The sequence below is a fragment of the uncultured Sulfitobacter sp. genome, from assembly GCF_947497275.1.
GTDB lineage: Bacteria > Pseudomonadota > Alphaproteobacteria > Rhodobacterales > Rhodobacteraceae > Sulfitobacter.
Genome location: NZ_CANMFS010000003.1, coordinates 351,028 through 373,291, shown reverse-complemented (window position 1 = coordinate 373,291; position 22,264 = coordinate 351,028). Strand labels below are relative to the sequence as shown.

Here is a 22,264-nt window from a genome sequence, read left to right as displayed (position 1 = left end):
AATGATGCTAGAAATATGAAAATAAATCAAACGCCGCACGAACTTGCCGAGGCTGCCGCCAGCTTTGCCGCGCTGGGATCCGAGCAACGGCTTGGTGTTCTGCTCGCGCTTGTGCGGGCGGGACCGGAGGGGATGAGCATAGGTGCGCTGGGCGCGCGCAGCGGCGTCACCGGATCGACATTGACCCACCACATGAAAATCCTCGCCGCCGCCGGGCTGATAACGCAGACGCGACAGGGCCGGAGCACCATCTGCGCCGCCGTCGCCCACGCGCGCGTCGATGGCTTATCGCAGTTTCTGCTGACCCAATGCTGCGCCGATGCGGCAAAGCCTTGTCCCGATCACCCTCACGGAGTTTGTTTATGAGTACCGGCCACGACCATCATCACGTAGATCCCGAGGCGGGCGATGCCCGGGTTGCGGTCGCGGTGGGCATCAACATGTTGCTTACCGTCGCGCAGATCATCGGTGGCGTCGTGTCGGGCAGCCTGTCGCTCATTGCCGATGCGCTGCATAATTTCAGCGATGCGGTATCGCTGATCATCGCCTTTGTCGCCCGCAAGATCGCACGACGACCGGCGGATGCGCGGATGACCTTCGGCTATGGTCGGATCGAAGCGGTGGCGGCACTGATCAACTACACCACTCTGGTCGTGATCGGGCTGTACCTGATCTACGAAGGCGTCGCGCGGATGTTCGAGCCGAGCGCGATCAGCGGCTGGATTGTCGTGATTGTTGCGGGCATCGCTCTGGCCGTCGATCTGGGCACCGCCGCGCTTACCTATACCATGTCGAAATCCAGCATGAATATACGTGCCGCGTTCCTGCACAACCTTGCAGATGCCATGGGATCCGTCGCGGTGATCGTGGCGGGCACGCTCGTCATCCTCTACGGCTGGACGTGGGTCGATCCGGCGGTGACGTTGCTGATCGCGGGATATATCCTGTATCATGCGTTGACCGAAATGCCGGGGGTTATGCGGCTTTTGATGTTGGGCAGCCCGCCCGAGCTGGACACCTCTGCCGTGATCGACGCGATAGAGGACGTGGCCGGGGTCGAAAGCGTGCACCACGTCCATCTGTGGATGATGCAGGAGCACAGCACGGCGCTCGAAGCGCATGTCCGGCTGTCGTCGGACGCCGATGCGGAACAGACCCGCAGAACGATCAAGGAGGTGCTTGCGAACCGGTTCGATGTGCACCACAGCACTCTCGAAACGGAAGAGCACGGCACCTCCTGCGACGATCATGGACAGCGCGTCGGCCATGCGGTCTGAGCCGCGACCCGGAAGTGCGGGTGGCGTTGTACTTTTGTTTCCCAATCGGACATAATGTGGTCAAATTCCCGCGTTAAAGAGGGGATGAGCCTCCGCGAGAGAGGACGTATATCAACACAAGGGCCGAACCGGAGCAGGTACGCGATGTTGGAGTTTCGTAACGTTTCCAAGTCTTTCTGGACGGGTACGCAACACAAGGTCATTCTTGACCAGGTGTCGTTCCGTGTGGAACTTGGCAAATCCATGGGTATTCTGGCACCCAACGGAACCGGCAAGACGACCCTGATCAACATGATGGCGGGACTTGAGAAGCCAGACGAGGGCGAAATCGCGCGTGACTGCAACATCTCGTTCCCGCTGGGTTTCATGGGCGGGGTCGTTTCCAAGGTTTCGGCCATGGAGAATGCCCGCTACATCGCGCGGCTTTACGGCCTCGACCCCGACTATGTAGAGAGTTTCTGCCGTTGGCTGTGTGGGCTGGGCGAATACTTCGATCAGCCGCTCGGTACCTATTCGGCGGGGATGCGGGCGCGGTTCTCCTTTGCGCTGATGCTGGCGCTGGACTTCGATATGTATCTGATTGACGAGGGTATGCCATCCACCACAGATGTCGAATTCAATCGGAAGGCAGGCGAAATCCTGCAGGAACGCCTGCGCACCACGACGATTGTGATCGTGTCGCACCAGGCCCAAACGCTGGAAAAATTCGCTCGATCTGCCGCGGTTCTGATGAACGGGCAACTCAACGTTTTCGACAGCTTGGAAGAAGCGAAACAGCTCTATGACTACCAAACCCAAAGCTAGAAAGTTCCGCATCAAGCGCAGTCCGAGCGCCACGACCGAAGGCCCGTCGGCGGACCGGGCGCACCCACCCGTGCGCGCGGCCGCGGATTCTCCGTCTAACATGCAGCAGGGTGAGGAGAGCCCCGCCGCCAAACGGCCCGATCCGGCGCCGGCAGCGGCGCGCACGGGGGAGGTGGCGTCCGCCGGTGAGGTCAGCGGAGAGCAGGATATCGACGCGATCCGCCGCGAGGGGCTGACGGGACGGCAACTGCGCATGGCGCGACGCGTGGCACAAAAGCACGGGCTTCCCGCCACGTCCGATTTCGATGCGGTCCGGCTGCTGCGTGAAAAGGGCATCGACCCGTTCCAGCGGGCAAACATGCTTGAACTGGTGGTCCCGCAGGCGGGCGGCGAGCAGCGCGACGGCAGCCCCGGCGATGCCCTGGCGCAATTGCCCGCGCAGCACGGCGGCGCGGGATCGGAGGGCCGCGTCCAACTGCCACAGACAATTCCGACCGGCAAGCAATCCCTGCCGTCAACCGAATTGAACCCGATGGAACGTCGGATGCGCGAAATCTCCGACATCCAGCGCGACATTACCCACCGCCGCCGCAAGAAGATGGGTCTTCTCGTGGTCCGGCTTGCGTTCTTCGTGATGATCCCGACGCTGCTTGCGGGGTACTATTTCTACAAGGTAGCGACACCGATGTACGCCACCGACAGCCAGTTTCTCATCATCCAGAGCGAGGGTGGCGGCAGCGCCAGCCCGTTTGGCGGCATGCTGCCCACCCAGTTCGCCAACAGTGCCGACAGCATCGCGACGCAGGCCTATCTGCAATCAAAGGATGCGATGGTGCGGCTGGACGATGACGCCGGGTTCAAGGCGCATTTCACCGATGAAAGCATCGACCCCATTCAGCGCCTGAACGCCGATCCGACCAACGAGGAAGCGTACAAGCTGTACAAGAAAAACATTAAGATCGGCTATGATCCGACCGAAGGCGTGATCCGAATGGAGGTGATCGCCGCCGATCCGGAAGTCGCCACGGTTTTCTCTGAGCGGTTGCTGCAATACGCCGAAGAGCGGGTGAACAGCCTCAGCCAGGCCAAACGCGAAGACGGGATGCGCGATGCACAGTCGGGGTACGAAAAGGCGCTGGAGGCGCGACGGACGGCGCAACAACGTCTGATCGAGTTGCAAGTCGCCAACGGCGTCGACCCCGAAGCGGTGATTGCGGCCATTCGCAGCCAGATCACGAATTACGAAACACTGTTGATCGAAAAGCAGCTGGAACTGGCCGCTTTGCTGGACAACGCCCGCCCGAACCGCGCCAAGGTCGAGGGCGCGCAGGGCGACGTACGCCGGCTTCAAAACCAGCTTGATCAGCTTAACGGTCGCATGAGCAGTGCGACGGAGGGTACCAACTCGCTGGCGAAACAGGCGGTAACACTGCAACTGGCACAGGCGGATCTGGTGAACGCGGATGCCAATCTGCAATTGGCCCAGACCGGGATGGAGCAGGCGCGGGTCGAGGCAGGTCGGCAGGTCCGCTATCTGACGGTCGCCGTGCGTCCGGTCGCCAGCGAAGAGCCCAGTTATCCACGTAAGTTCGAGAACACCATTCTGGCCTTCCTGATTTTCGCGGGCATCTATCTGATGTTCTCGTTGACTGCATCCATCTTGCGCGAGCAGGTAACGTCCTGACACAGCCCTGCGATCAGGACGCGAGAACGCCCCCCCCCAAAAAATGAACCGGCGGGCGTTCGCATAGTTTCAGGGCGCGTTCATTCCGGACCGAGCGCCAGAGCGTCCGTGATCCGCGCACGCTCAGCCCGCGCGCTGCGCACGATCGAGGGTTCGCGCAACGTGTAGGGGCTGTCGAGGCGGAATGCGCGCGAGGCGCTGTCCGCCACGGTCAGACCCGACAGCGCCGATAGCGGAACAGCCGCGACAAGGCTTGCCACAATGGGCACCAACCAGAGCGACACGAGGCCCGCGATCAACCCACTAAGCAGCAGCAGGCCCAGAACCGTTTCGACCCAGTGGAACTTGATCAACGTGAGCCAGCCATGGCTGCGCGCCTCGCGCGATTGGGGTGCCCACGCCTCGGCGTCGCTGGTCAGCGCACGCCAGACGGCCTTGGTCTGCTGGATCATCATGATCGGGGCATAGGCGACCGACAGGGCGACTTCGAACAGGAAGCTGCGCAGAAATGGACCCGCACCGCCGAAAACGCGTGCTGCGCGCGGCGTCGCCGCGATGATACCGGCCCCCGCGATTTTCGGCGTCAGCAAGAGCGCGTACATCACGACAAGAAAAACCGCGCTGTCGATATGGCTCATCGCCGGGGGCCAATCGGGGAACAGGGGGTTTGCTTCATTAAAGTAGCGGATCACATTGGTATCCGTGTCCTTGCCCAGCAGGGCCCAGATCACCAGAAGGAAGAACCACGCCGGCGACAGAAGATAGGCGACCGCCCCGTGGAAAAGGTGGAACCGCGATATCGGATGGAGACCCTTGGTTCCCAGAAGCCGCAGGTGTTGTAGATTGCCGCGGCACCATCGGCGGTCGCGGATCACATAGTCGATCAGGGTTGCGGGCGTTTCCTCGAAGCTGCCCGTCACGCGCGGCAGGAACCGGACGCGCCAACCGGCACGGCGGAGTAACCCTGCTTCCACGAAATCATGGCTGAGGATCAGTTTTTGCCGCCCGCCGCTGCCACGCATATGTGGCAGCATCGCGCTTTCTGCGAATGCGCGGGTGCGGATGATGGCGTTGTGCCCCCAATAATTGCCTTCGGTGCGTGCCCACATGGCGAGGCCTTCTGCCAGCAGCCAGCCGTAGGCAATGTTCGAGAATTGCTGCATGCGGGCGAACAGGGTGCGCGCGCCGATCAGCATCGGAAAGGTCTGGATCAGCCCAGCCTCGGGGTCGAGAGACAGTTCGGATGCAAGACGCTCAATCGCGCGACCGCTCATCAAGCTGTCGGCGTCCAGAACCACCATTCCCTCGAATGCCGCCCCCCAACCACGCGTCCATTGGGCAATGTTACCGACTTTCTTGTCGGTGTTCATCTCGCGCCGCCGGTAATAGACGGAAAATCCGTCAGGCGCTCGCGCAGCAAGCTGGTGGAAAGCGCGCTCTTCAAGCTGCGCGATGCCCTCGTCGCGCGTGTCCGACAGGATGAACAGCGTATAGCGGTGCGGCCCGCGGCGCGCGGCGAGTGCGTGTAACATCGCGGCGGCGTTTCCGAACACGTTCTGCGGCACTTCGTTGTAGACGGGCACCAAAAGCGCCACGTCGATACCCGGTGCGCTGCCCATGGGCCGGGCATCGGCGCGGGCGCGCGCCAGCAGACCCGCGATGGCCACGCCGACCGTGCTGACCGACAGCGTGACCCATATGAACGTCGCCGCGATCAAGCTGAGAAGCAGCCATTCCATGCCGGTCATACCGTCGCGTGCGAGCCAACCGAACAGGCCATACATCAAAAGCGCGGTGCCTGCCAAAGCGGGTGCGAATGTGGCGAAACGCCAACGCCGGGTCCTGGCGGTGCGCCGTGTCACGGGACCGGTGGCGCAGACGCGGTCCAGGGCCTGTGGATCCGCGACGAGCGGTGACGGGGCCGGCATGGCGCTGAAGGGTGCGCGGGTGTTTACGGTGTGGTCCATCTATACAACCAGACTTCGCTAACAGGTGTCTTTTTCAATAGAAGCTGCGCGCGGAATTCGACCGCGCGGGCCTCTTCGGGATAGAAGGTGAACGCAAGCCGAGGGCCATTGGTTTCCGGGTTGCGCTGTAAAACCGGAGGGGTCGTGCGGACTCCGCCTGATTGCAGCGCGATTTCGACCGTCGACAGATCTTCGGGCAGGGCGCTGCCGTTCTCGAAATCTATCACGACGACCTCGCCGCCCTCCATCCGCGCGCCCATCGCGGTCTTGCGCACCCGCAACAGATCGTCGTGCTGCGGGGCGGGATCGCCACCCCATTGTAGGCGGTAGCTGAATTTGTGACTGCCTCCGGCCGGTATCGGGTCGGCGGGACGCCAGTATGCCACGATATTGTCGTAGATTTCCTTGTCCGCCGGAATCTCCACCAAGGTCACGCTGCCGCGGCCCCAATCGCCCATCGGTGTGATCCAGACCGAAGGGCGGGCGTGGTAATGCGCCTCGAGATCGTTGAAATCATCGAATGCGCGTTTGCGTTGCATCAGGCCGAAACCGCGCGGAGCGTGGTCGACGAACGCGCTGATCTGCAGTGCGACGGGATTCGCCAGCGGTCGCCACAGCGCCTCGCCCGCACCGTTGTGGATCAAAAGGCCATCGCTGTCGTGTACGTTGGGCCGGAAATCGGAGAAGCGGTCCCGCATCGTCGCATCGAACAGAAACATCGAGGTCAGCGGCGCGAGCCCGACATTCTCAAGCTCGGTACGGGCGAAGATCTGCGCCTCGACGACCATATCGAGAACCGCGCCATGCGTAATTTCGAACCGGAACGCGCCGGTGCAACCGGGACTGTCAAGAAGGGCATGTACCGTGACCGATTTGTCCGACGGCGCAGGTGTCTCTACCCAAAAGGCGACGAAATCGGGAAATTCCTCGCCCGCCGGGTCCGCCGTGTTCAACGCCAGTCCCCGTGCCGACAGCCCATAGGTTTCGCCGGTCCCTATCCCGCGAAAATAGCTGGCGCCCTGGAACACCGCATATTCGGTGAACTGCCTGTCGTGCCGCAGATCCGCACGCAGGCGCAGACCGGAATACCCCATATGCGCGTTCCGGGGGAGATCGGGAAAGGCATCGGTGCGGTCAAAGACATCCTCGTCAAACAGCAACGGGCGAGCTGCACCGTCGGCGACGATGTTGATCTCGACGGCTCGGGTGAAATACAGTCCCGGCGGGAGCACATCCAGACGCTGCGGCAGACCCGTGCCCTCCCACAGCGCGTTGCGCGGATCGAACCAGATGCTGCGGTAGTCGTCATAGCTGATATCTTGCCAAGCCTGCGGGATCGTGGGGCGGGGCACATAAGCCTTGGCGGCTAGCGCGCGCGCGCGGTCGATCACCGTCTGCGCGTTGAACGGATCCGGCGCACCGGTGCGCAGCGGGGCATCCTGCGCAAGCGCCGTGCCGGGGGCGGCGGCCAGAGCGGCCAGCGCCTTAAGTAGATCACGGCGCAGCATCATGCGGCTTTTCCTTTCCAGGGTTGCGATTTGAACCATCCGGCGCCGTAGGCGACGGCCACGAGAACAAGCGCGCCACCCAGATTGACGAGCACCACGGTCGCGGTCGACCGCCCGGTCAGGTCCATGACGAAACCCATCACCCTTGCGAGAAACATTGAGGCGACGAACACCGCCAGAGACTGTTGGCCGACCTTCAGGATGATTCTGACGACCCGGTCCCAGACGCGCGCTGGCATACTGCCGCCCCGCGCCAGAAGATTGTCCCCCTTGTCGCCCGCGATCACCCAGGCGATATAGCCGAGTGCCAGGAAATGGACGTAGCGCAGCACGCCGAAGTCGGTCTTGTCGATCAGCGGCCGAAGGAATTTGCGCGCTGCGACCACCGGGTTGACGCCGGATGTATCGAAAGCCGAATTTTGCGCGACGAGACGCACCGCCACATCGCTTAGCCCGACAGTGACGATCACCACCAAAGCCGCGATAGCGACAAGAGCGCCGTGCACCGGCGGCTTGGGCAACCAGCCGCGCATGAAGGCGAAACCGGTGAAGAAGATGAGCTGCCAGCCGAAGGGGTTGAAGAACCATTTGCGATCCGACCATGGCTCTGCCGGGAACGCCAGATGCGCCGCACCCGCCAACCACGTTTGTGCCCCCAGCCAGACCGCGATCATGAAGGCAAACACCGCCCAGCGGTTGATGCGTGACAGGGCCATCACGAGCGGCATCATCGCAAGTACCACCATGTACATCGGCAGGATGTCGAAATAATTCGGCACATAGCTCAGCGTCATCAGACCGATCAGGGGCTCTGCCGGAGCTTCGAAGAACGCCCACAGGTTCAGCGACCCGATATAGGTCTTGTCGTAGCCGCCGTAGTGGTCAATTCCCGCCATCAGCGCAGCGATGGCGACGAACAATCCGATATGGGCCCAATAGACCTGCCAGACGCGAAACGCGACGCGCGCGGTGCCCAGCAGCCAGCCGACTTTTGCGAATGCGCTGCCAAAGGCGATTGCTGAAGCCATCCCGGAACAGAACACGAAGATCTCTGTCGCATCGGAAAAACCCCAGCGCGCCGGGATCCACAGTGTCAGGAAATTGCCCGGCGTATGCGCCACGAGGATGATGAACATCGCGATTCCACGGAAAAAGTCGAGCCGCAGATCGCGCACACGCGCACTGGTGTTCGCAGCCGAGGCGCGGGCGGCGAGCGGGAAGGTTTCGGGCGAAGCGAGGGTCATCGGGTGCGGTGGGTCCATTGGGTAAGGCGCAGGTTTGCGGGTGGCACGTCAGTTCGTAGCGGTGCGGGAAGAGAAGTGGCGGGAAAGCAGTCATAGGCAATCCTGCGACTCCGCTTCGTTCGCACTCCGGCGCGTGGTGCGCAAGTGCGCGTTCGCCGTTGCCCGCGCAGGGACGCTACGTTGCATATGCGCGGCGAGGCGTGCCATCGGCTGCACCCGCCAACGAAAGTGGCCCGTTTATCCCCGGCTGCATCCGCGTGATCCAATCGCGGGCTGACGGAAACTGGCACGCAGAGATAACGGCGTTTTTCTGTGTGGATCACGGCATATTGCCTTTGATCCAAGGCTTTAGGCGATCTTTCGGTGTAGGCAGAGCGAAATTTAGCCTCCATTACCCGTTCTCCACATGATTTTGTGCGGGCTTACACGCCAACCTGAACGCATGTAGGGCTTTCATGGGCCGATGTGTCAGAGATTGGCCAGACCCGCCGCAGATTGGCGCCAATCCGCCAATGGGCCTGCCGTGCTGAGCAGCGAATCGCCGGTCGGACGTCGGGTTTGCCGCCGTAGCGGGTCAGAACCGCATTCAAGACCTGCTCATAATTGGGCAGTGCGCAGGTACATCACTGGCGTCGCTGAGACTTTCAACAGGTTTGCCGAAGCCCGGAGCGATCCGTCCGCGATACTGCCTGCGGCCACGTCCTGCGCAATGGCGCACGCGCGGGGCTGCACCGAATAAGGTACCTTCAACGAGGGGGGGCAGATGCAGGTCCGCAGGGGAAGAAAGGCGCGCGGCTCTAAGCGACAGAGGGGTGATTCTGGTCTAGCAGCCCTTCGCCTTGTCGCTGGCGAGGGCGGGGATGCCAGAACGCATCGCGAATGCAGGCGGGGCAGGGGTCAGCGGCGGCGGTCGCGCCGCGCGCTCATCGGTTGGAAGGCGACGCCGACATGGGCCTCGCAATAGGGTTTCCCCTGCTGCACCGGCAGACCGCAGAACCAGAAATCCTCGGTGGCGGGGTCGCCCACGGGCCATTTGCAGGTCCGTTCGGTCAACTCCATCAGGCCCAGCTTCTTGGCCTTCTTTTCGATCTCGTTCACCTTGGCCAGAGCCTCTGGGCTGATCTCGTTCGCCGAAGGCTGCGGCGGCAGGGGCTGTCCTGCGGGAATGATCTGTTTGCGCGCGGGCAGGTTGGTCTGCGGCGCGATCGCGGGTTCGGTCTTGAGTTCGGGTTTTTCCGGCTCGGCCGCCTGCTCCGGCTCTTCCACCACTTCGGCTTTCGCCTCAGGCTTGGACGCAGGCTTGGCTTTCGCCTCAGGCTTGGCCGCAGCACCCGCTGTCGTACGGTTGGAAAGCCCCAGCCGGTGCACCTTGCCGATCACGGCGTTGCGGGTGACACCGCCCAACTCTTTGGCGATCTGGCTTGCGGACTGGCCTTCGCCCCACATTTTTTTCAGAGTTTCGACGCGATCATCGGTCCAGGACATGGAAGCTTCCCTAGCTAAAAAGCGGCCCTTGGACGGACCGCTTTGCAAAATTCAATACCCTATACTAATGGCTCCGCCGCGAGGTGCAAGGGATCACGCGGCGGTAAGAAAGCGTGGTGTGGGGTTTTGAGCCGCATTCAATGCGCCGCCGCCAGTGCGACACCGGGGCCGGCGTTTGGGGGCGGTATCTGGTTTATCGCTTGCATGGCCATCCGTTTGCGGTCATGAATCGCATCATGATCACGTCCATAGCTCTCTTTTCCCGACGACGCCGCAGCTGACCCCTGCCGCAGGACCGCCTTTGGCCGGTTCCGATCATTGGTGCACGGCACCGCTTTTCAAAATCCCTTGACCCCTGCCGCTGCCCATGTCCTTTTGGCGTTTTCCCTGCGGCTCTACCCCATAAGGATGATCCAGATGATCCCTTCCGTTCTGCCCACCTATTCCCGCGCGCCCCTGAATTTCGTCAAGGGCGAAGGCACATGGCTGATAGAAGCGGACGGGCGACGGTTTCTGGATCTGGGCGCTGGCATCGCCGTGAACGCGCTGGGCCATGCCAATCCAGAACTGGTCAAGGCGCTGACCGATCAGGCGCAGCGGTTGTGGCATACCTCGAACCTTTACCAGATCCCGCAGCAGCAGGCGCTGGCGGACAAGCTGGTGGCACATTCTTTCGCCGATACGGTGTTTTTCACGAACTCCGGCACCGAAAGCTGTGAGTTGGCCGTGAAGATGGCGCGCAAGCATTTCTACGATAAGGGGGAGCCGGATCGGGTTGAGATCATCACTTTCTCGGGGTCCTTCCACGGCCGCTCCGCCGCCGGGATCGCCGCCGCCGGGTCGGAGAAGATGACCAAGGGCTTCGGGCCGCTGCTGCCCGGTTTCGTGCATCTGGAATTCGGCGATCACGACGCGCTGAGAGCCGCGATCACCGACACGACATGTGCCGTGCTCGTCGAACCGGTGCAAGGCGAGGGTGGCATCCGTCCGGTGCCCGATGTCTGCCTCAAGGGGTTGCGCGATCTGTGCGATGAACACGGCATCCTGATGATCCTCGATGAGGTGCAGTGCGGTGTGGGCCGCACCGGAAAGCTGTTTGCCCATGAATGGGCAGGTGTGACGCCCGATATCATGATGGTCGCCAAAGGCATCGGCGGGGGGTTCCCGCTGGGTGGCGTGCTTGCCACGGAAGAGGCCGCATCGGGCATGACGGCGGGCACCCACGGCTCGACCTACGGCGGCAATCCTTTGGGTTGCGCGGTGGGCTGCGCAGTGATGGATATCGTCACCGATCCGGCCTTTCTGGCCGAGGTGAACCGCAAGGCAGGGCTGTTGCGCCAGAAACTCGAAGGGTTGGTGGCGTCGCATCCCGAAGTGTTCGACAGCGTGCGCGGATCGGGTTTGATGCTGGGCCTCAAATGCAAGGGCGAACCGGCTGCGCTGGTCAAGGCGGGGTACGCCGAAGAACTGCTGACGGTGCCTGCGGCGGGCAATGTCGTGCGCCTGCTGCCGCCCCTGACCATCACCGACGCGGAACTGTCCGAGGCCGTGTCCCGTCTCGACCGCGCCGCAGCTACCGTCGCCGCGCACTGATCCATCCCACTTTCGCGGGGGTTCGCGCCTCCGAATGTCTCCATCAGCAAAGACCTATTTATGAAGCATTTTCTCGACATCGACCAGACCGACCCGGCAGAACTGCGTGGCATCATTGACGCTGCCGCACGTATGAAGACCGCCCGCAATGGCCGCCCGCGCGGGGCACCGGACGACGACCAGCCGCTCAAGGATCACATGGTCGCGCTCATCTTTGAAAAGCCGTCCACGCGAACCCGCGTATCGTTCGACGTAGGGGTGCGCCAGATGGGGGGGCAGACGATGGTACTGTCCGGCGCCGACATGCAGCTGGGCCATGGCGAGACGATCGCGGACACCGCGCGCGTCCTGTCGCGCTACGTCGATCTGATCATGATCCGCACGTTCGAAGAGCAAACCCTGCTCGACATGGCCGAATACGCCAGCGTGCCGGTGATCAACGGGCTGACCAACCGCTCGCACCCCTGCCAGATCATGGCCGACGTGATGACATTCGAAGAACACAACGGCCCGATCAAGGGCAAGAAGGTCGTCTGGTCGGGCGATGGCAACAACGTTTTCGCCAGTTTCGCCCATGCGGCGAAACAGTTTGATTTCGACCTCACCTTCACGGGACCGCCGCCGCTGGATCCCGAAGGCGCGCTGGCGGGCCTTTATACGGTCGAGCGTGATCCGCACAAGGCAGTCGCAGGGGCAGATCTGGTGGTCACGGACACATGGGTGTCGATGCACGATCCGCAGTCCGCCCGCGAGCGGCGCCACAACCAGCTGCGCGGATATCAGGTCAACGACGCGCTTATGGCGCGGGCGAAACCGGACGCGCTTTTCATGCACTGCCTGCCCGCGCACCGAGAGGACGAGGCGACAAGCTCGGTCATGGATGGACCGAACTCGGTCATTTTCGATGAGGCCGAGAACCGCTTGCACGCGCAAAAAGCGGTGATGAGGTGGTGCCTCGGGACGTGATGTGCGGCGGGTGACGGTCGGTGATCGTCATCCGCAGCGCAAAGCGGTCCGGTGCGCCTGCCTCCGCGTGTCGCATGACAGCGGGGGCTACTGCGCTCCAATTTCTTGCGGCGGCGCAGAAGGAGGATGAGGTGTCTTTCGCGGCGCCCTGTTCATGTATCCGTCCCGGATGGTCGTGAACGCTGTCTCCAAGATATCTGAAGGGGCGCAGGGTAGCGGAATTTCAAACTTCCGAAGGAACGGGGGGTACGTTTAGGTGCCTCAAACGTCACCCAGTAGCCCCAGACGGCTTGCGTGCAGGGTGGCTTCGGCGCGGTTGCTGATCTCCAGCTCGATGGATGATCATTGCGTCGGTATCGCTTTTGAGCAGGTATCCCTGCGCCCCCGCCGCCAATGCCGAGACAATGGTGCTGTCGGCTGCAAGTGCGGTAGATCACGCAGCGGCAACCGGGTTGCGCCTGTGCCATGTAGCGCAGGAATTCAGTGCCATTGCCATCGGGCAAGAACAGATCGACCCGCGCGAGATCAAACTGCTGCTTCGGGGCGGCGTTGATGGTGGCCTGTATCGCTGATGGTGGCCTGTATGGTGCCTGTCTGGACCAGATTTGCGTCCCAAAAAAGCGTGGAGGCGATACCGGCCAGCCATTCGCGGGTGCGCCGGGAGGACATATTCAACGAGGAGTTCCAACGCATCTAGCTCAGTGCGCAGGGTCCGCCGCCGCGCGCTGAACGCCTTGATCGCGTCATAGCATCCCAACTGGTCAGGCTTTTCCACCAGACCCGTTTCGAGCAGGGTAACACCTGAGAGTGACACGGGCACCGCTCCTTTCGGGATGTCCAGATGGCGTTGCGCCAGTGCGATTGTCAGCGCGATGGTCGACAGGCCGAGATTGACGACTACGAAAGCCAGGATCACGATTGCCGCTGGCAGGCGGAAGGAGAATGGGTATTTCGGCGGCAGTCCGGAATCTATGCTATCCCCCGTAGAGGCGAGGGACCATCTCACCTCAGTGCCCGGCCAAGTGCGTTCGGGCTGGAATTACTCAGAGGCGGCCGAACGGCCTGGGGGCGGGATCAGGTCCCGCGCGGCTTTGCGCGCAGGGTGGGATCGGCAGCGCGGGGATCTTCGGGCCACGGGTGGCGCGGATACCGCCCGCGCATGTCCTTGCGCACATCGGCGTAGGAGCTGTCCCAGAAACCGGGCAGATCGGTCGTGACCTGAACCGGGCGTTGGGCCGGAGACAGCAGCGTGATCTGGATGGGGTGGCCTGCCACTACCGGATGATCCGTCGCTCCGAACATTTCCTGCAGGCGGACTGAAATCTGCGGTGTCTCGCCGTCGTAGTCAATGGCGATGCGCCGGCCCAGCGGCGTCGCAAAATGGGGCGGGGCGACGCGGTCCAGGGTTTGCTGCTGCTCCCAATTGAGCCGCGCGCGCAGGGCGGGCAGCAGATCAAATCGTTTCCAGTCGGCCGTGCTGCGCACACCGCTCAGGTGCGGCAGCAGCCAATCCTCCAGCGTCTCCATCAGATGGGATTCCGAAAAGTCGGGAAAGCCCTCTTGATCCGTCAACAGGGCAGCGCGGCGCATGAAGCGTGCGGCGGCCTTGTCGGGACGCAGGCCCAACTGCATCACCCCTTCGAGCATGGCGCGCGCTATTCGATCGTCCGGCGCGTCGGCCCATATGCGGTCGTCCAGCACCAATGCACCGAACCGTTCCTGCCGGCGCGTCTCGACCCGGCCCGCGCGGCGTGACCATGCGCAGTGATCGTGCCACGCGATCTGATCGGTAAACGTGGCGCGCAAGGCGCCTTCGCTCAGGGCTATCGCCTGTCGGATCCGCGCCTCGCGCGGGTCGCCATCCAGATCGGTGGCCACCAACAAACGTGCACCGGCCAGCGGATCCCCCTCCGGCACGACAGCGCCTTTGCCGCCCGACAGCACAAAGCGCGCGCCGTCGCCCTTGCGGCGCAGACCAATGCGATCGGGATATGCCAGTGCGGCGAGCGTGGCGGTGTCTTGCGCACCCTTGGGCGCAGTGCGCGCACGCAGACGCTTGGCCTCGGTGCGGATGCGCGCGAGGGTGGCGTGATGCACCTCACCGAGTACATTCTCTCCGGCGACCGCGCGCATCCGGTCGACAAGGTCCAGCGGCGCGCCACGCAGGAGATCACGCTCGGCCAGAATCGCGGCCAGCGTGGCGGCGGGTGGACCACCCAGCGTCACCATATGCGCAAGGCGGGGATGCAGCGGCAACTGTGCGAGGGTGCGGCCGTGCGCCGTGATCAGCCCGCGTCTGTCCAGTGCACCGAGCATCTGCAGCAAGGTCTTTGCTTCTTCCAACCGTCCCTCATGCGGCGGGGTGACAAAGCGCAGATCGTCCGCCTGCGCGCCCCACAGGGCCAGTTCCAGCGCAAAGGCACTCAAATCGCCGGTTTCGATCTCGGCAGGCGGGTAGGCGGGCAGCGCGCCATCCTCGCCGCGCGTCCACAGCTTGTAGGCGGTGCCGGCGGTCATCCGGCCCGCACGACCTGCGCGCTGGGTCGCCTCGGCTTGAGTGACGCGCGTCGTGATCAGCCGCGACATTCCCGACGACGGATCAAACTCGGCGCGGCGCGCCCGACCACCGTCGACGACGACGCGGATGCCCTCGATGGTCAGCGATGTCTCGGCGATTGAGGTCGCCAGCACCACCTTGCGTCCCGCGGGCGCGGGGGCGATCGCGGCGCGCTGGGCCTTGAAATCCATCGCTCCGAACAACGGCGCTACTGTGCAATCCTTCGGCATCTGGCGTTCGAGAATGGACTTAACGCGGCGGATCTCTCCTTCGCCCGGTAAAAACACCAGCGCCGAGCCTTCAGATTGCGCCAGGGCGGTCAGCACCAGATCTGCGACCGCCGTCTCGAAGCGGTGCGATCTGTCGACTGGGCGGTCAAGCCAGACCGGCGTCACGGGAAAGCTGCGCCCTTGGGACGTGACGATTGGCGCATCCATAACCGCCGCCACGGGGGCTGCGTCCAGCGTGGCGGACATGGCGACGAGCAGGAGGTCGTCGCGCAGCGCGCCCGCAATCTCCAGACACAGGGCGAGCCCGAGATCGGCGTTGAGAGAGCGTTCATGAAATTCGTCGAAGATCACGGCGCCCACACCGGGCAGATCCGGCGCGTCCTGTATCATACGTGTCAGGATGCCTTCTGTCACCACCTCGATGCGTGTTGATTTTGACACAGAGGATGCGCCGCGCACGCGGTAACCGACGCGCTGGCCCACCGGCTCGCCCAGGGTCTGTGCCATCCGCTCGGCGGCAGCGCGCGCAGCCAGACGGCGCGGCTCGAGCATCAGGATACGGCCCTGCGTCACCCCGGCTTCCAGTATCGCAAGCGGGACGCGCGTCGTCTTGCCCGCGCCCGGCGGCGCTTGGAGAACCACCCGGCCCGCGTCGCACAGCGCCGTCAGCACCTGCGGCATCACCACATCTATCGGAAGGTCGTAAGACATCGCGCCCTTATCGGGTCTGCGCGCGCGTTGGGCAAGGCTGGACATTTCGTGCGCCTTTGCCGAAAACCGTAGCGAACGACGAAGGGGGCGCCGCCGATGGACATCAAAGACACCGCAGAGCGTATACGTGCGGGCGAACGTCGTGCACTGGCCCGCGCGATCACGCTGGTTGAAAGCGGCCGCGCCGATCACCGCGCGCAGGCGACCGAGCTTCTGGCGACGCTGGGCAGCGGGCGCGAGGCGTTGCGCATCGGGCTCTCGGGCACGCCGGGGGTCGGCAAATCCACCTTCATCGAGAGCTTTGGTCTGATGCTGACAGGGCAGGGCAAGCGGGTTGCAGTCCTGGCTGTCGACCCAAGTTCGGCGCGATCGGGGGGATCGATTCTCGGCGACAAGACGCGGATGGACCTGCTCAGCCGTGATCCAAATGCGTTTATCCGCCCCTCTCCCAGCCAGACCCATCTGGGCGGTGTCGCGCGGCGCACGCGCGAAGCGGTCGCCCTGTGCGAGGCGGCGGGATACGACGTGGTGCTGATCGAAACCGTCGGGGTGGGGCAGTCGGAAACCGTTGTCGCTCAGATGTCCGATCTGTTCTTGCTTTTGCTGGCGCCGGCGGGGGGCGACGAGTTGCAGGGCGTCAAGCGCGGCATCATGGAGATGGCGGATCTGATCGTGGTAAACAAGGCCGATGGCGATTTGAAGGCAGCGGCAATGCGCACGCGGGCGGACTACTCCGGCGCTTTGCGGCTGCTGCGCAAACGCCCGCAGGATCCGGAAGGATATCCGCGTGCGATGACCGTTTCGGCGCTCGAAGAACGTGGCCTGCCGGAGGTGTGGGAGGCGTTGCAGACGCTCGCCGACTGGCGCCGCACGCATGGTTTCTGGGAGACGACCCGCGCGGCGCAGGCACGCTATTGGTTCGAGGATGCAGTGAAATCGGCGCTGTTGGCACAGCTTGACCAACCGCAGGCGCGCGAAGCCCTGGCGGCGCTCAGCGATGCGGTCGCTCACGGGACCCGCGAACCTGCGGCGGCCGCCCGCGATTTTGTGCGCGATCTGGGGCAGCTATAGACAACAATGCGGGGCATTCGGGTTGACCCCCGCCGCGATTCCCCCTAAAGCCAGCGAACCAATTTAGGATCGCCGCCCGCGCGATCTGTTCAGCCGTGGTGCCGAACCTTCGTGTGTCGCACCCTACCAAGAGGATAAGCTCATGTCGCGCCGCTGCGAATTGACCGGAAAAGGCCCGATGTCGGGCAACAACGTAAGCCACGCCAAGAACCGCACACGTCGCCGGTTTCTGCCCAACCTGAACGACACCACGTTGCAGTCCGAGGCACTGGGCCGTGGGTTCAAACTGCGCATTTCCGCGTCTGCTCTGCGCAGCGTCGACCACCGCGGCGGTCTGGACAAGTTTCTTGCGAAAGCAAAGGACGACACACTGTCCGAAAACGCGTTGAAGATCAAAAAGGCGATCAAGAAATCCGGTATGGAAGCAGACGTTCTGTCCTGAGCTGACCAGACGGTGAAGATTTGACAGCCCCGACCTGCGATCAGGTCGGGGTTGTTGCGTTTGAACGCGGCCTTTCTGTCGGGTCGCGATCGGGGGGGACGGAATATGGTCCAAAACAGATCGACCGTGATTGCAGTCGCGGCCCTTGTTGGACTTCTGGCTGTGGTCATGGCGGTGGTTTCGGTCAAGCTTTCACCACTCGACAAGTCGGATGCGGCATTTGTGGTGGAACAGGCCTACGTCACTGGCATCGGGTTTGCGGAAGAGGAAGCCGTTACATACCTGTCGCTGACGAACCGGACAGGTCAAGACGACCGTCTGATAGGAGCAAGATCGGCATTGGCGCATGATGCCATGCTGCACCGTCAGGGAGAGGGCGATGCGGGAGCGGCACCGACCACGCAGATCACTGACGGTATCGCACTGCCGGACGGGGCGCAGCATCGCTTTGCTCCCGGCGGAGACCATCTGATGCTTTCCAGGCTGATAGAGCCGCTGGTGCAGGGTGCCATTGTTCCGATTACGCTTGTGTTCGAGCGGGCGGGAGACGTACCGATTTCGGTATTGGTTGATCTCGACCGCTAGGTCGTCAATTCGACTTGAGAATCTTGTCGACCCATGCAGGCACGGTTTGCGTTGCGGGACCCATGATCGACGAAGTGAATTCGGATCCGACGATGGTTGGGGCCATATTGATCTCGACCGTGTCCGCGCCCGCGCGCGTGGCCTCTGCCACAAAACCCGCCGCCGGATAGACGTTGCCGGAGGTGCCGATCGCGGCAAAAAAATCCGCCCGCCCCAGGACGTCGAAGATACGGTCCATCTCATAGGGCATTTCACCGAACCACACGACATCGGGGCGAGCCGTGGGCGCACTGCAAGCGGGGCATTGCTGCCCGACCTGCATGTCGCCCGCGATGGGCCAACGATGATCACAGCCCGCACATAACGCAGAGTTGAGCGCGCCGTGCATGTGGATGAGGTTCCGCGTGCCGCCGCGTTCGTGCAGATCGTCGACGTTTTGGGTAACGACGAGCACTTCGCCCGTGTGTTCCGCTTCGAGCCGCGCCAACGCTTTGTGCGCCGCGTTCGGTTCGGCCCCGGCCACCTGTATGCGCCGGCCGTTGTAGAAATCGACCACAAGCTTGGGGTCTTTGGCAAAACCTTCCGGTGTCGCGACATCCTCGACCCGGTGCTGCGCCCAAAGACCGGTTTCCGCGCGAAACGTCTCGATACCGCTTTCGGCGGAAATGCCTGCGCCGGTGAGGATGACAATGGTGCTCATGGGGGCTGCCTTTGGTTTCGGGTGTCGCAGCGTTTTTGCGGTGCGGCGGTGCGTCCGTCAACCCGCAAGCGCCCGTTGTGCCCTTGTCGCGCGCCCCATGACTTGGCACAATCGCCCCCGATGAGACCCCGCAGGAGTGCCCCATGAGAATCGCCACCGCCGCCTATCCGCTCAATGCGCTCACGTCGTGGGCACAGTACGAGGACAAGATAGCGGCGTGGGTGGGTGATGCTGCAGCCAATGGGGCCGATCTGCTGGTGTTTCCCGAATACGGGGCGATGGAACTGGCAACACTCGCCGGCATGGACGTGGCCGGCGATCTGGAGAAATCGCTGTTTGCGGTCTCCGACCGTATGGCCGATGCGGACACGCTGCACCAACGGCTCGCTGCGGCGCACGATGTACACATCGTTGCAGCCTCGGGTCCGGCGGCGACACAGATGCGGCCCGTGAACAGGGCGCGCCTGATCACGCCCGACGGTCAGATCGGCGTGCAGGACAAACAGATCATGACCCGGTTCGAGCGCGAAATCTGGGGCGTTGTCGGTGGAAACCACCTTCAGGTGTTCGACACGGCGATCGGAAAGATCGGCATACTGATATGTTATGACAGCGAATTTCCGCTTTTGGGGCGGGCGCTGTCGGAGTGTGACGTGATCGCCGTACCCAGTGTGACCGAGGCGTTGGCGGGGTACTGGCGGGTGCGTACGGGCGCGATGGCACGCGCGTTGGAGAACCAGTGCGTCACCGCAATGTCATCGGTGGTGGGCGATGCGCAGTGGTCCGAGGCGCTTGGCACCAGCTTTGGCGCGGGCGGTATCTTTTGCCCGCCCGATACCGGCTTTCCGCCCACCGGCGTCCTGGCCGCCGCCGAGATCTGCGTGCCGGGCTGGACCTACGCGGACGTGGCCCTCGAAACCATCGCGCATGTGCGTGCCGACGGTGTCGTTCTGAACCGCGCGCACTGGGACGAGCAGGCCGGACGCGACGGCGCGGCGTTAAATGTGGCTCTGAAGTGACTCTCCCCTTGAAAATCGTCGCGGATGCGCTCATCTAGGCGCGTGCCCTCACTGAGAGGGCTGTGTTTACAGGAGAAACCATGGCCAAGGAAGATACGCTCGAATTTCCCGGTGTTGTGAAGGAACTTCTGCCTAACGCGACGTTCCGGGTCGAGCTTGAAAACGGCCATGAGATCATCGCGCATACGGCAGGAAAGATGCGCAAGAACCGCATTCGCGTTCTGGCGGGTGACAAGGTGCAGGTCGAGATGACCCCGTATGATCTGACCAAGGGCCGGATCAACTACCGTTTCAAATAACGCTTTGGCGCGCCGCCGCAGGCGGTCGCGAGGAGCTTTGCGATGAAATTCATCCTCGGATCAGGATCGCCGCGCCGTCTTGAACTGCTGGCGCAGATCGGTGTTGTGCCCGATGAAATCCGGCCCCCCGACATCGACGAGACACCGCACAGGGCGGAACTGCCGCGGCCCTACTGCGCGCGCATCTCGCGCGAAAAGGCTGCTGCAGTCGAGGCCACGCAGGGCGACATCGTTCTGTGTGCCGATACCACCGTTGCCGTCGGCCGCCGCATCCTCGGCAAACCCGCCGACCGCGACGAGGCGGCATCATTCCTGCGTCTGATGTCGGGGCGTCGGCACAAGGTCATCACCGCCGTCGCAGTGAAGCGCGGCACCCGGGTTTGGGAGCGCGACGTCATGAGCACGGTGCGGATGAAATCATTGGCTGATGATGAGTTGAACGCCTATCTCGACAGCGGTGACTGGCAAGGCAAGGCAGGCGGCTACGGCATCCAGGGCGCTGCAAGCGCGCTGATCCCTTGGATATCGGGATCGTTCACCGGCATCGTCGGCTTGCCACTGGCCGAAACGGCCAATCTGCTGCGCGCAGCGGGATACCCTCTATACGGAGAGCGCCCATGAAAGGCCGCACAATCATACTCGATACGCTGGGCGATACGGAGGCGGCAGCGTTGGTCGTCGACGGACAACTCGAAGACCTTCTGATCGACGTCGACGTCGACGACGCGCCGCGTGTCGGCACCATTTACCGCGCGATTGCGGACCGCCCGGTCAAGGGGCAGGGGGGTATGTTCCTCAAGACCCCGGATGGATCCGCCTTTCTGCGCCAGATCAGGGGTCTGGCCCCCGGACAGCCGATTCTCGTGCAGGTCACCGGATACGCCGAAGAGGGCAAGGCGATCCCGGTGACGGCGAAATTGCTGTTCAAGAGCCGCTACGCGATTGTCACGCCGGATGCGCCCGGTCTCAATGTTTCGCGCAGCATCCGCGACGAGCCCGAGCGTGACCGCCTGCTGGAAATCGCGCACGACGCGATGGCGGGCGCCGCGCACGGGCTGATCCTGCGCTCGTCATGCGCGGGGGTCGAGGCGGAGCCGGTTGCCGAGGATATCGAAGCCATGCTGTCACTGGCCGATACTGTGATGTCCGACGACAGCACAGAGATGGAGACCCTGTCGGAAGGGGACGGACCGCATGTGCTGGCGTGGCGCGAATGGGCGGAGAAGGCCGGGGTCGTCACGGATCCGGGTGGTTTCGAGACGTACGGGGTATTGGATGCACTCGACGCGCTGGCGCAGGAACATGTCTCCCTGCCCGGCGGTGCGTCAATGTACGTGGAGCCGACGCGCGCGCTGGTCGCCGTGGATGTGAACACCGGCAACGACGCCTCCCTCGCGGCCGGGATCAAGGCGAATATGGCCTGCGCGCGCGCTTTGCCCCGCGTGTTGCGTCTCAAGGGGCTGGGCGGGCAAATCACGCTCGATCTCGCACCGATGCCGAAAAAGGACCGTCGGCCGTTTGAAACAGCCCTGCGCGCGGCATTCAGAAACGATGACGTGGAAACCGCGTTGGTCGGTTGGACGCCGCTGGGCCACTACGAATTGCAGCGCAAACGCATGCGCGCACCATTGGCGGCTATCTTGTCATGAGCTGCCCGATCTGCGATCGTAAAACCGCGCCGGACTACCGCCCGTTCTGCTCGCGTCGCTGTGCCGACGTCGACCTGGCGAAGTGGCTCAATGGCGCGTACGCGGTACCGTCTAACGATCCCGAAGACGTTGAAAAGGTGATCGATGCACTGGACACGCGCAAAGACGAAGATAAACACTGAGCGTTTCCTGGAACGCGGCGTCGTTTCCCGCCAAAAAGAGGCTGGACACCCTCGCCGGTTCCCCCTAGAACGCGCTCACCCGACCAGTTCACTGGTCCCGATGCCCGGGTAGCTCAGGGGTAGAGCAGTGGATTGAAAATCCTCGTGTCGGTGGTTCGATTCCGCCCCCGGGCACCATGTTTATCAAATTAAAGCAGGTGGTTGGCGAAAATCGCTACAGGTGAGTTAGCCTTAATATCCGTTGGGTGTCATTTGGGTACCGTTTTTCCAACTGAAAATCCTTGAAGGAAT

21 protein-coding genes and 1 tRNA gene are annotated in these 22,264 nt (G+C 63.1%); 16 read left to right on the top strand and 6 right to left on the bottom strand.

Translation table 11 applies throughout. The features are described from left to right. Positions 1-15 precede the first annotated feature (15 nt). The 4 genes from Q1A06_RS08555 to Q1A06_RS08540 all read left to right on the top strand — a co-directional run bounded on the left by Q1A06_RS08555 (position 16) and on the right by Q1A06_RS08540 (position 3,765). Entirely contained in the window at positions 16-366 is a 351-nt protein-coding gene (locus Q1A06_RS08555) for a winged helix-turn-helix domain-containing protein (protein ID WP_299561555.1), read from the top strand. After that, positions 363-1,277, top strand: coding sequence for a cation diffusion facilitator family transporter (locus Q1A06_RS08550; protein WP_299561552.1), 915 nt, complete (start codon positions 363-365; stop codon positions 1,275-1,277). Before Q1A06_RS08555 ends, Q1A06_RS08550 begins: the two co-directional genes overlap by 4 nt. Positions 1,278-1,421: 144 nt before the next feature. Next, on the top strand, positions 1,422-2,081 hold the full coding sequence (locus Q1A06_RS08545; RefSeq protein WP_299561549.1) for an ATP-binding cassette domain-containing protein: 660 nt from the start codon (positions 1,422-1,424) through the stop codon (positions 2,079-2,081). Beyond that, positions 2,059-3,765, top strand: a complete 1,707-nt coding sequence (locus Q1A06_RS08540; RefSeq protein ID WP_299561546.1) for a capsule biosynthesis protein — start codon at positions 2,059-2,061, stop codon at positions 3,763-3,765. Before Q1A06_RS08545 ends, Q1A06_RS08540 begins: the two co-directional genes overlap by 23 nt. 80 nt (positions 3,766-3,845) lie before the next feature. On the opposite strand, the gene mdoH is transcribed toward Q1A06_RS08540, so the two are convergent. From mdoH to Q1A06_RS08520, 4 genes are all read right to left on the bottom strand, one after another. Further along, complete coding sequence (gene mdoH, locus Q1A06_RS08535; RefSeq protein WP_299561543.1) at positions 3,846-5,732, bottom strand: glucans biosynthesis glucosyltransferase MdoH; 1,887 nt, start codon at positions 5,730-5,732, stop codon at positions 3,846-3,848. Next, complete coding sequence (locus Q1A06_RS08530) at positions 5,717-7,243, bottom strand: glucan biosynthesis protein G (protein WP_366523510.1); 1,527 nt, start codon at positions 7,241-7,243, stop codon at positions 5,717-5,719. Before Q1A06_RS08530 ends, mdoH begins: the two co-directional genes overlap by 16 nt. After that, positions 7,240-8,484, bottom strand: coding sequence for an OpgC domain-containing protein (locus tag Q1A06_RS08525; protein WP_299561540.1), 1,245 nt, complete (start codon positions 8,482-8,484; stop codon positions 7,240-7,242). Before Q1A06_RS08525 ends, Q1A06_RS08530 begins: the two co-directional genes overlap by 4 nt. Before the next feature lie 897 nt (positions 8,485-9,381). Beyond that, positions 9,382-9,969 (bottom strand): GcrA family cell cycle regulator, encoded by a 588-nt coding sequence (locus Q1A06_RS08520; RefSeq protein WP_299561537.1) that lies wholly within the window; start codon positions 9,967-9,969, stop codon positions 9,382-9,384. A 417-nt stretch (positions 9,970-10,386) separates the two neighbouring features. On the opposite strand from Q1A06_RS08520, the gene Q1A06_RS08515 reads away from it, so the two are divergent. The 3 genes from Q1A06_RS08515 to Q1A06_RS08505 all read left to right on the top strand — a co-directional run bounded on the left by Q1A06_RS08515 (position 10,387) and on the right by Q1A06_RS08505 (position 13,100). After that, positions 10,387-11,562 carry an aspartate aminotransferase family protein gene (locus Q1A06_RS08515; protein WP_299561534.1) on the top strand — a complete coding sequence of 392 codons (1,176 nt, stop codon included), beginning with the start codon at positions 10,387-10,389 and terminating at the stop codon, positions 11,560-11,562. 60 nt (positions 11,563-11,622) lie between these two features. Beyond that, positions 11,623-12,528, top strand: coding sequence for an ornithine carbamoyltransferase (argF, locus tag Q1A06_RS08510; RefSeq protein ID WP_299561531.1), 906 nt, complete (start codon positions 11,623-11,625; stop codon positions 12,526-12,528). Between the two features lie 362 nt (positions 12,529-12,890). After that, positions 12,891-13,100, top strand: coding sequence for a hypothetical protein (locus tag Q1A06_RS08505; RefSeq protein WP_299561528.1), 210 nt, complete (start codon positions 12,891-12,893; stop codon positions 13,098-13,100). Between the two features lie 502 nt (positions 13,101-13,602). On the opposite strand, the gene hrpB is transcribed toward Q1A06_RS08505, so the two are convergent. Further along, a complete protein-coding gene (gene hrpB, locus Q1A06_RS08500) occupies positions 13,603-16,026 on the bottom strand; it encodes an ATP-dependent helicase HrpB (RefSeq protein WP_299562063.1) in 2,424 nt (807 codons plus the stop codon). A gap of 96 nt (positions 16,027-16,122) precedes the next feature. Here hrpB and meaB point away from each other — a divergent pair, with 96 nt between their 5' ends. The 3 genes from meaB to Q1A06_RS08485 all read left to right on the top strand — a co-directional run bounded on the left by meaB (position 16,123) and on the right by Q1A06_RS08485 (position 18,124). Continuing rightward, the gene (gene meaB, locus Q1A06_RS08495) at positions 16,123-17,097 is read left to right on the top strand and encodes a methylmalonyl Co-A mutase-associated GTPase MeaB (RefSeq protein WP_299561525.1); all 975 of its coding nucleotides are present in this window, start codon (positions 16,123-16,125) and stop codon (positions 17,095-17,097) included. Between the two features lie 142 nt (positions 17,098-17,239). After that, on the top strand, positions 17,240-17,539 hold the full coding sequence (gene rpmB, locus Q1A06_RS08490; protein ID WP_299561522.1) for a 50S ribosomal protein L28: 300 nt from the start codon (positions 17,240-17,242) through the stop codon (positions 17,537-17,539). 105 nt (positions 17,540-17,644) lie between these two features. After that, entirely contained in the window at positions 17,645-18,124 is a 480-nt protein-coding gene (locus Q1A06_RS08485; RefSeq protein ID WP_299561519.1) for a copper chaperone PCu(A)C, read from the top strand. Between the two features lie 4 nt (positions 18,125-18,128). On the opposite strand, the gene Q1A06_RS08480 is transcribed toward Q1A06_RS08485, so the two are convergent. Next, positions 18,129-18,824, bottom strand: coding sequence for an NAD-dependent deacylase (locus tag Q1A06_RS08480; protein ID WP_299561516.1), 696 nt, complete (start codon positions 18,822-18,824; stop codon positions 18,129-18,131). Positions 18,825-18,967: 143 nt separating this feature from the next. Between Q1A06_RS08480 and Q1A06_RS08475 the strand changes: the two genes are divergently transcribed. The 6 genes from Q1A06_RS08475 to Q1A06_RS08450 all read left to right on the top strand — a co-directional run bounded on the left by Q1A06_RS08475 (position 18,968) and on the right by Q1A06_RS08450 (position 22,150). Further along, the gene (locus tag Q1A06_RS08475; protein ID WP_299561513.1) at positions 18,968-19,843 is read left to right on the top strand and encodes a carbon-nitrogen hydrolase family protein; all 876 of its coding nucleotides are present in this window, start codon (positions 18,968-18,970) and stop codon (positions 19,841-19,843) included. 80 nt (positions 19,844-19,923) lie between these two features. Further along, entirely contained in the window at positions 19,924-20,142 is a 219-nt protein-coding gene (gene infA, locus Q1A06_RS08470) for a translation initiation factor IF-1 (protein WP_005978431.1), read from the top strand. Between the two features lie 42 nt (positions 20,143-20,184). Beyond that, positions 20,185-20,763, top strand: a complete 579-nt coding sequence (locus Q1A06_RS08465) for a nucleoside triphosphate pyrophosphatase (RefSeq protein WP_299561510.1) — start codon at positions 20,185-20,187, stop codon at positions 20,761-20,763. After that, positions 20,760-21,791 carry a ribonuclease E/G gene (locus tag Q1A06_RS08460; RefSeq protein ID WP_299561506.1) on the top strand — a complete coding sequence of 344 codons (1,032 nt, stop codon included), beginning with the start codon at positions 20,760-20,762 and terminating at the stop codon, positions 21,789-21,791. Before Q1A06_RS08465 ends, Q1A06_RS08460 begins: the two co-directional genes overlap by 4 nt. Beyond that, positions 21,788-21,973, top strand: coding sequence for a DNA gyrase inhibitor YacG (yacG, locus tag Q1A06_RS08455; protein WP_299561503.1), 186 nt, complete (start codon positions 21,788-21,790; stop codon positions 21,971-21,973). Before Q1A06_RS08460 ends, yacG begins: the two co-directional genes overlap by 4 nt. Before the next feature lie 102 nt (positions 21,974-22,075). Then, positions 22,076-22,150 (top strand) — tRNA-Phe (locus Q1A06_RS08450). Positions 22,151-22,264: the final 114 nt, after the last annotated feature.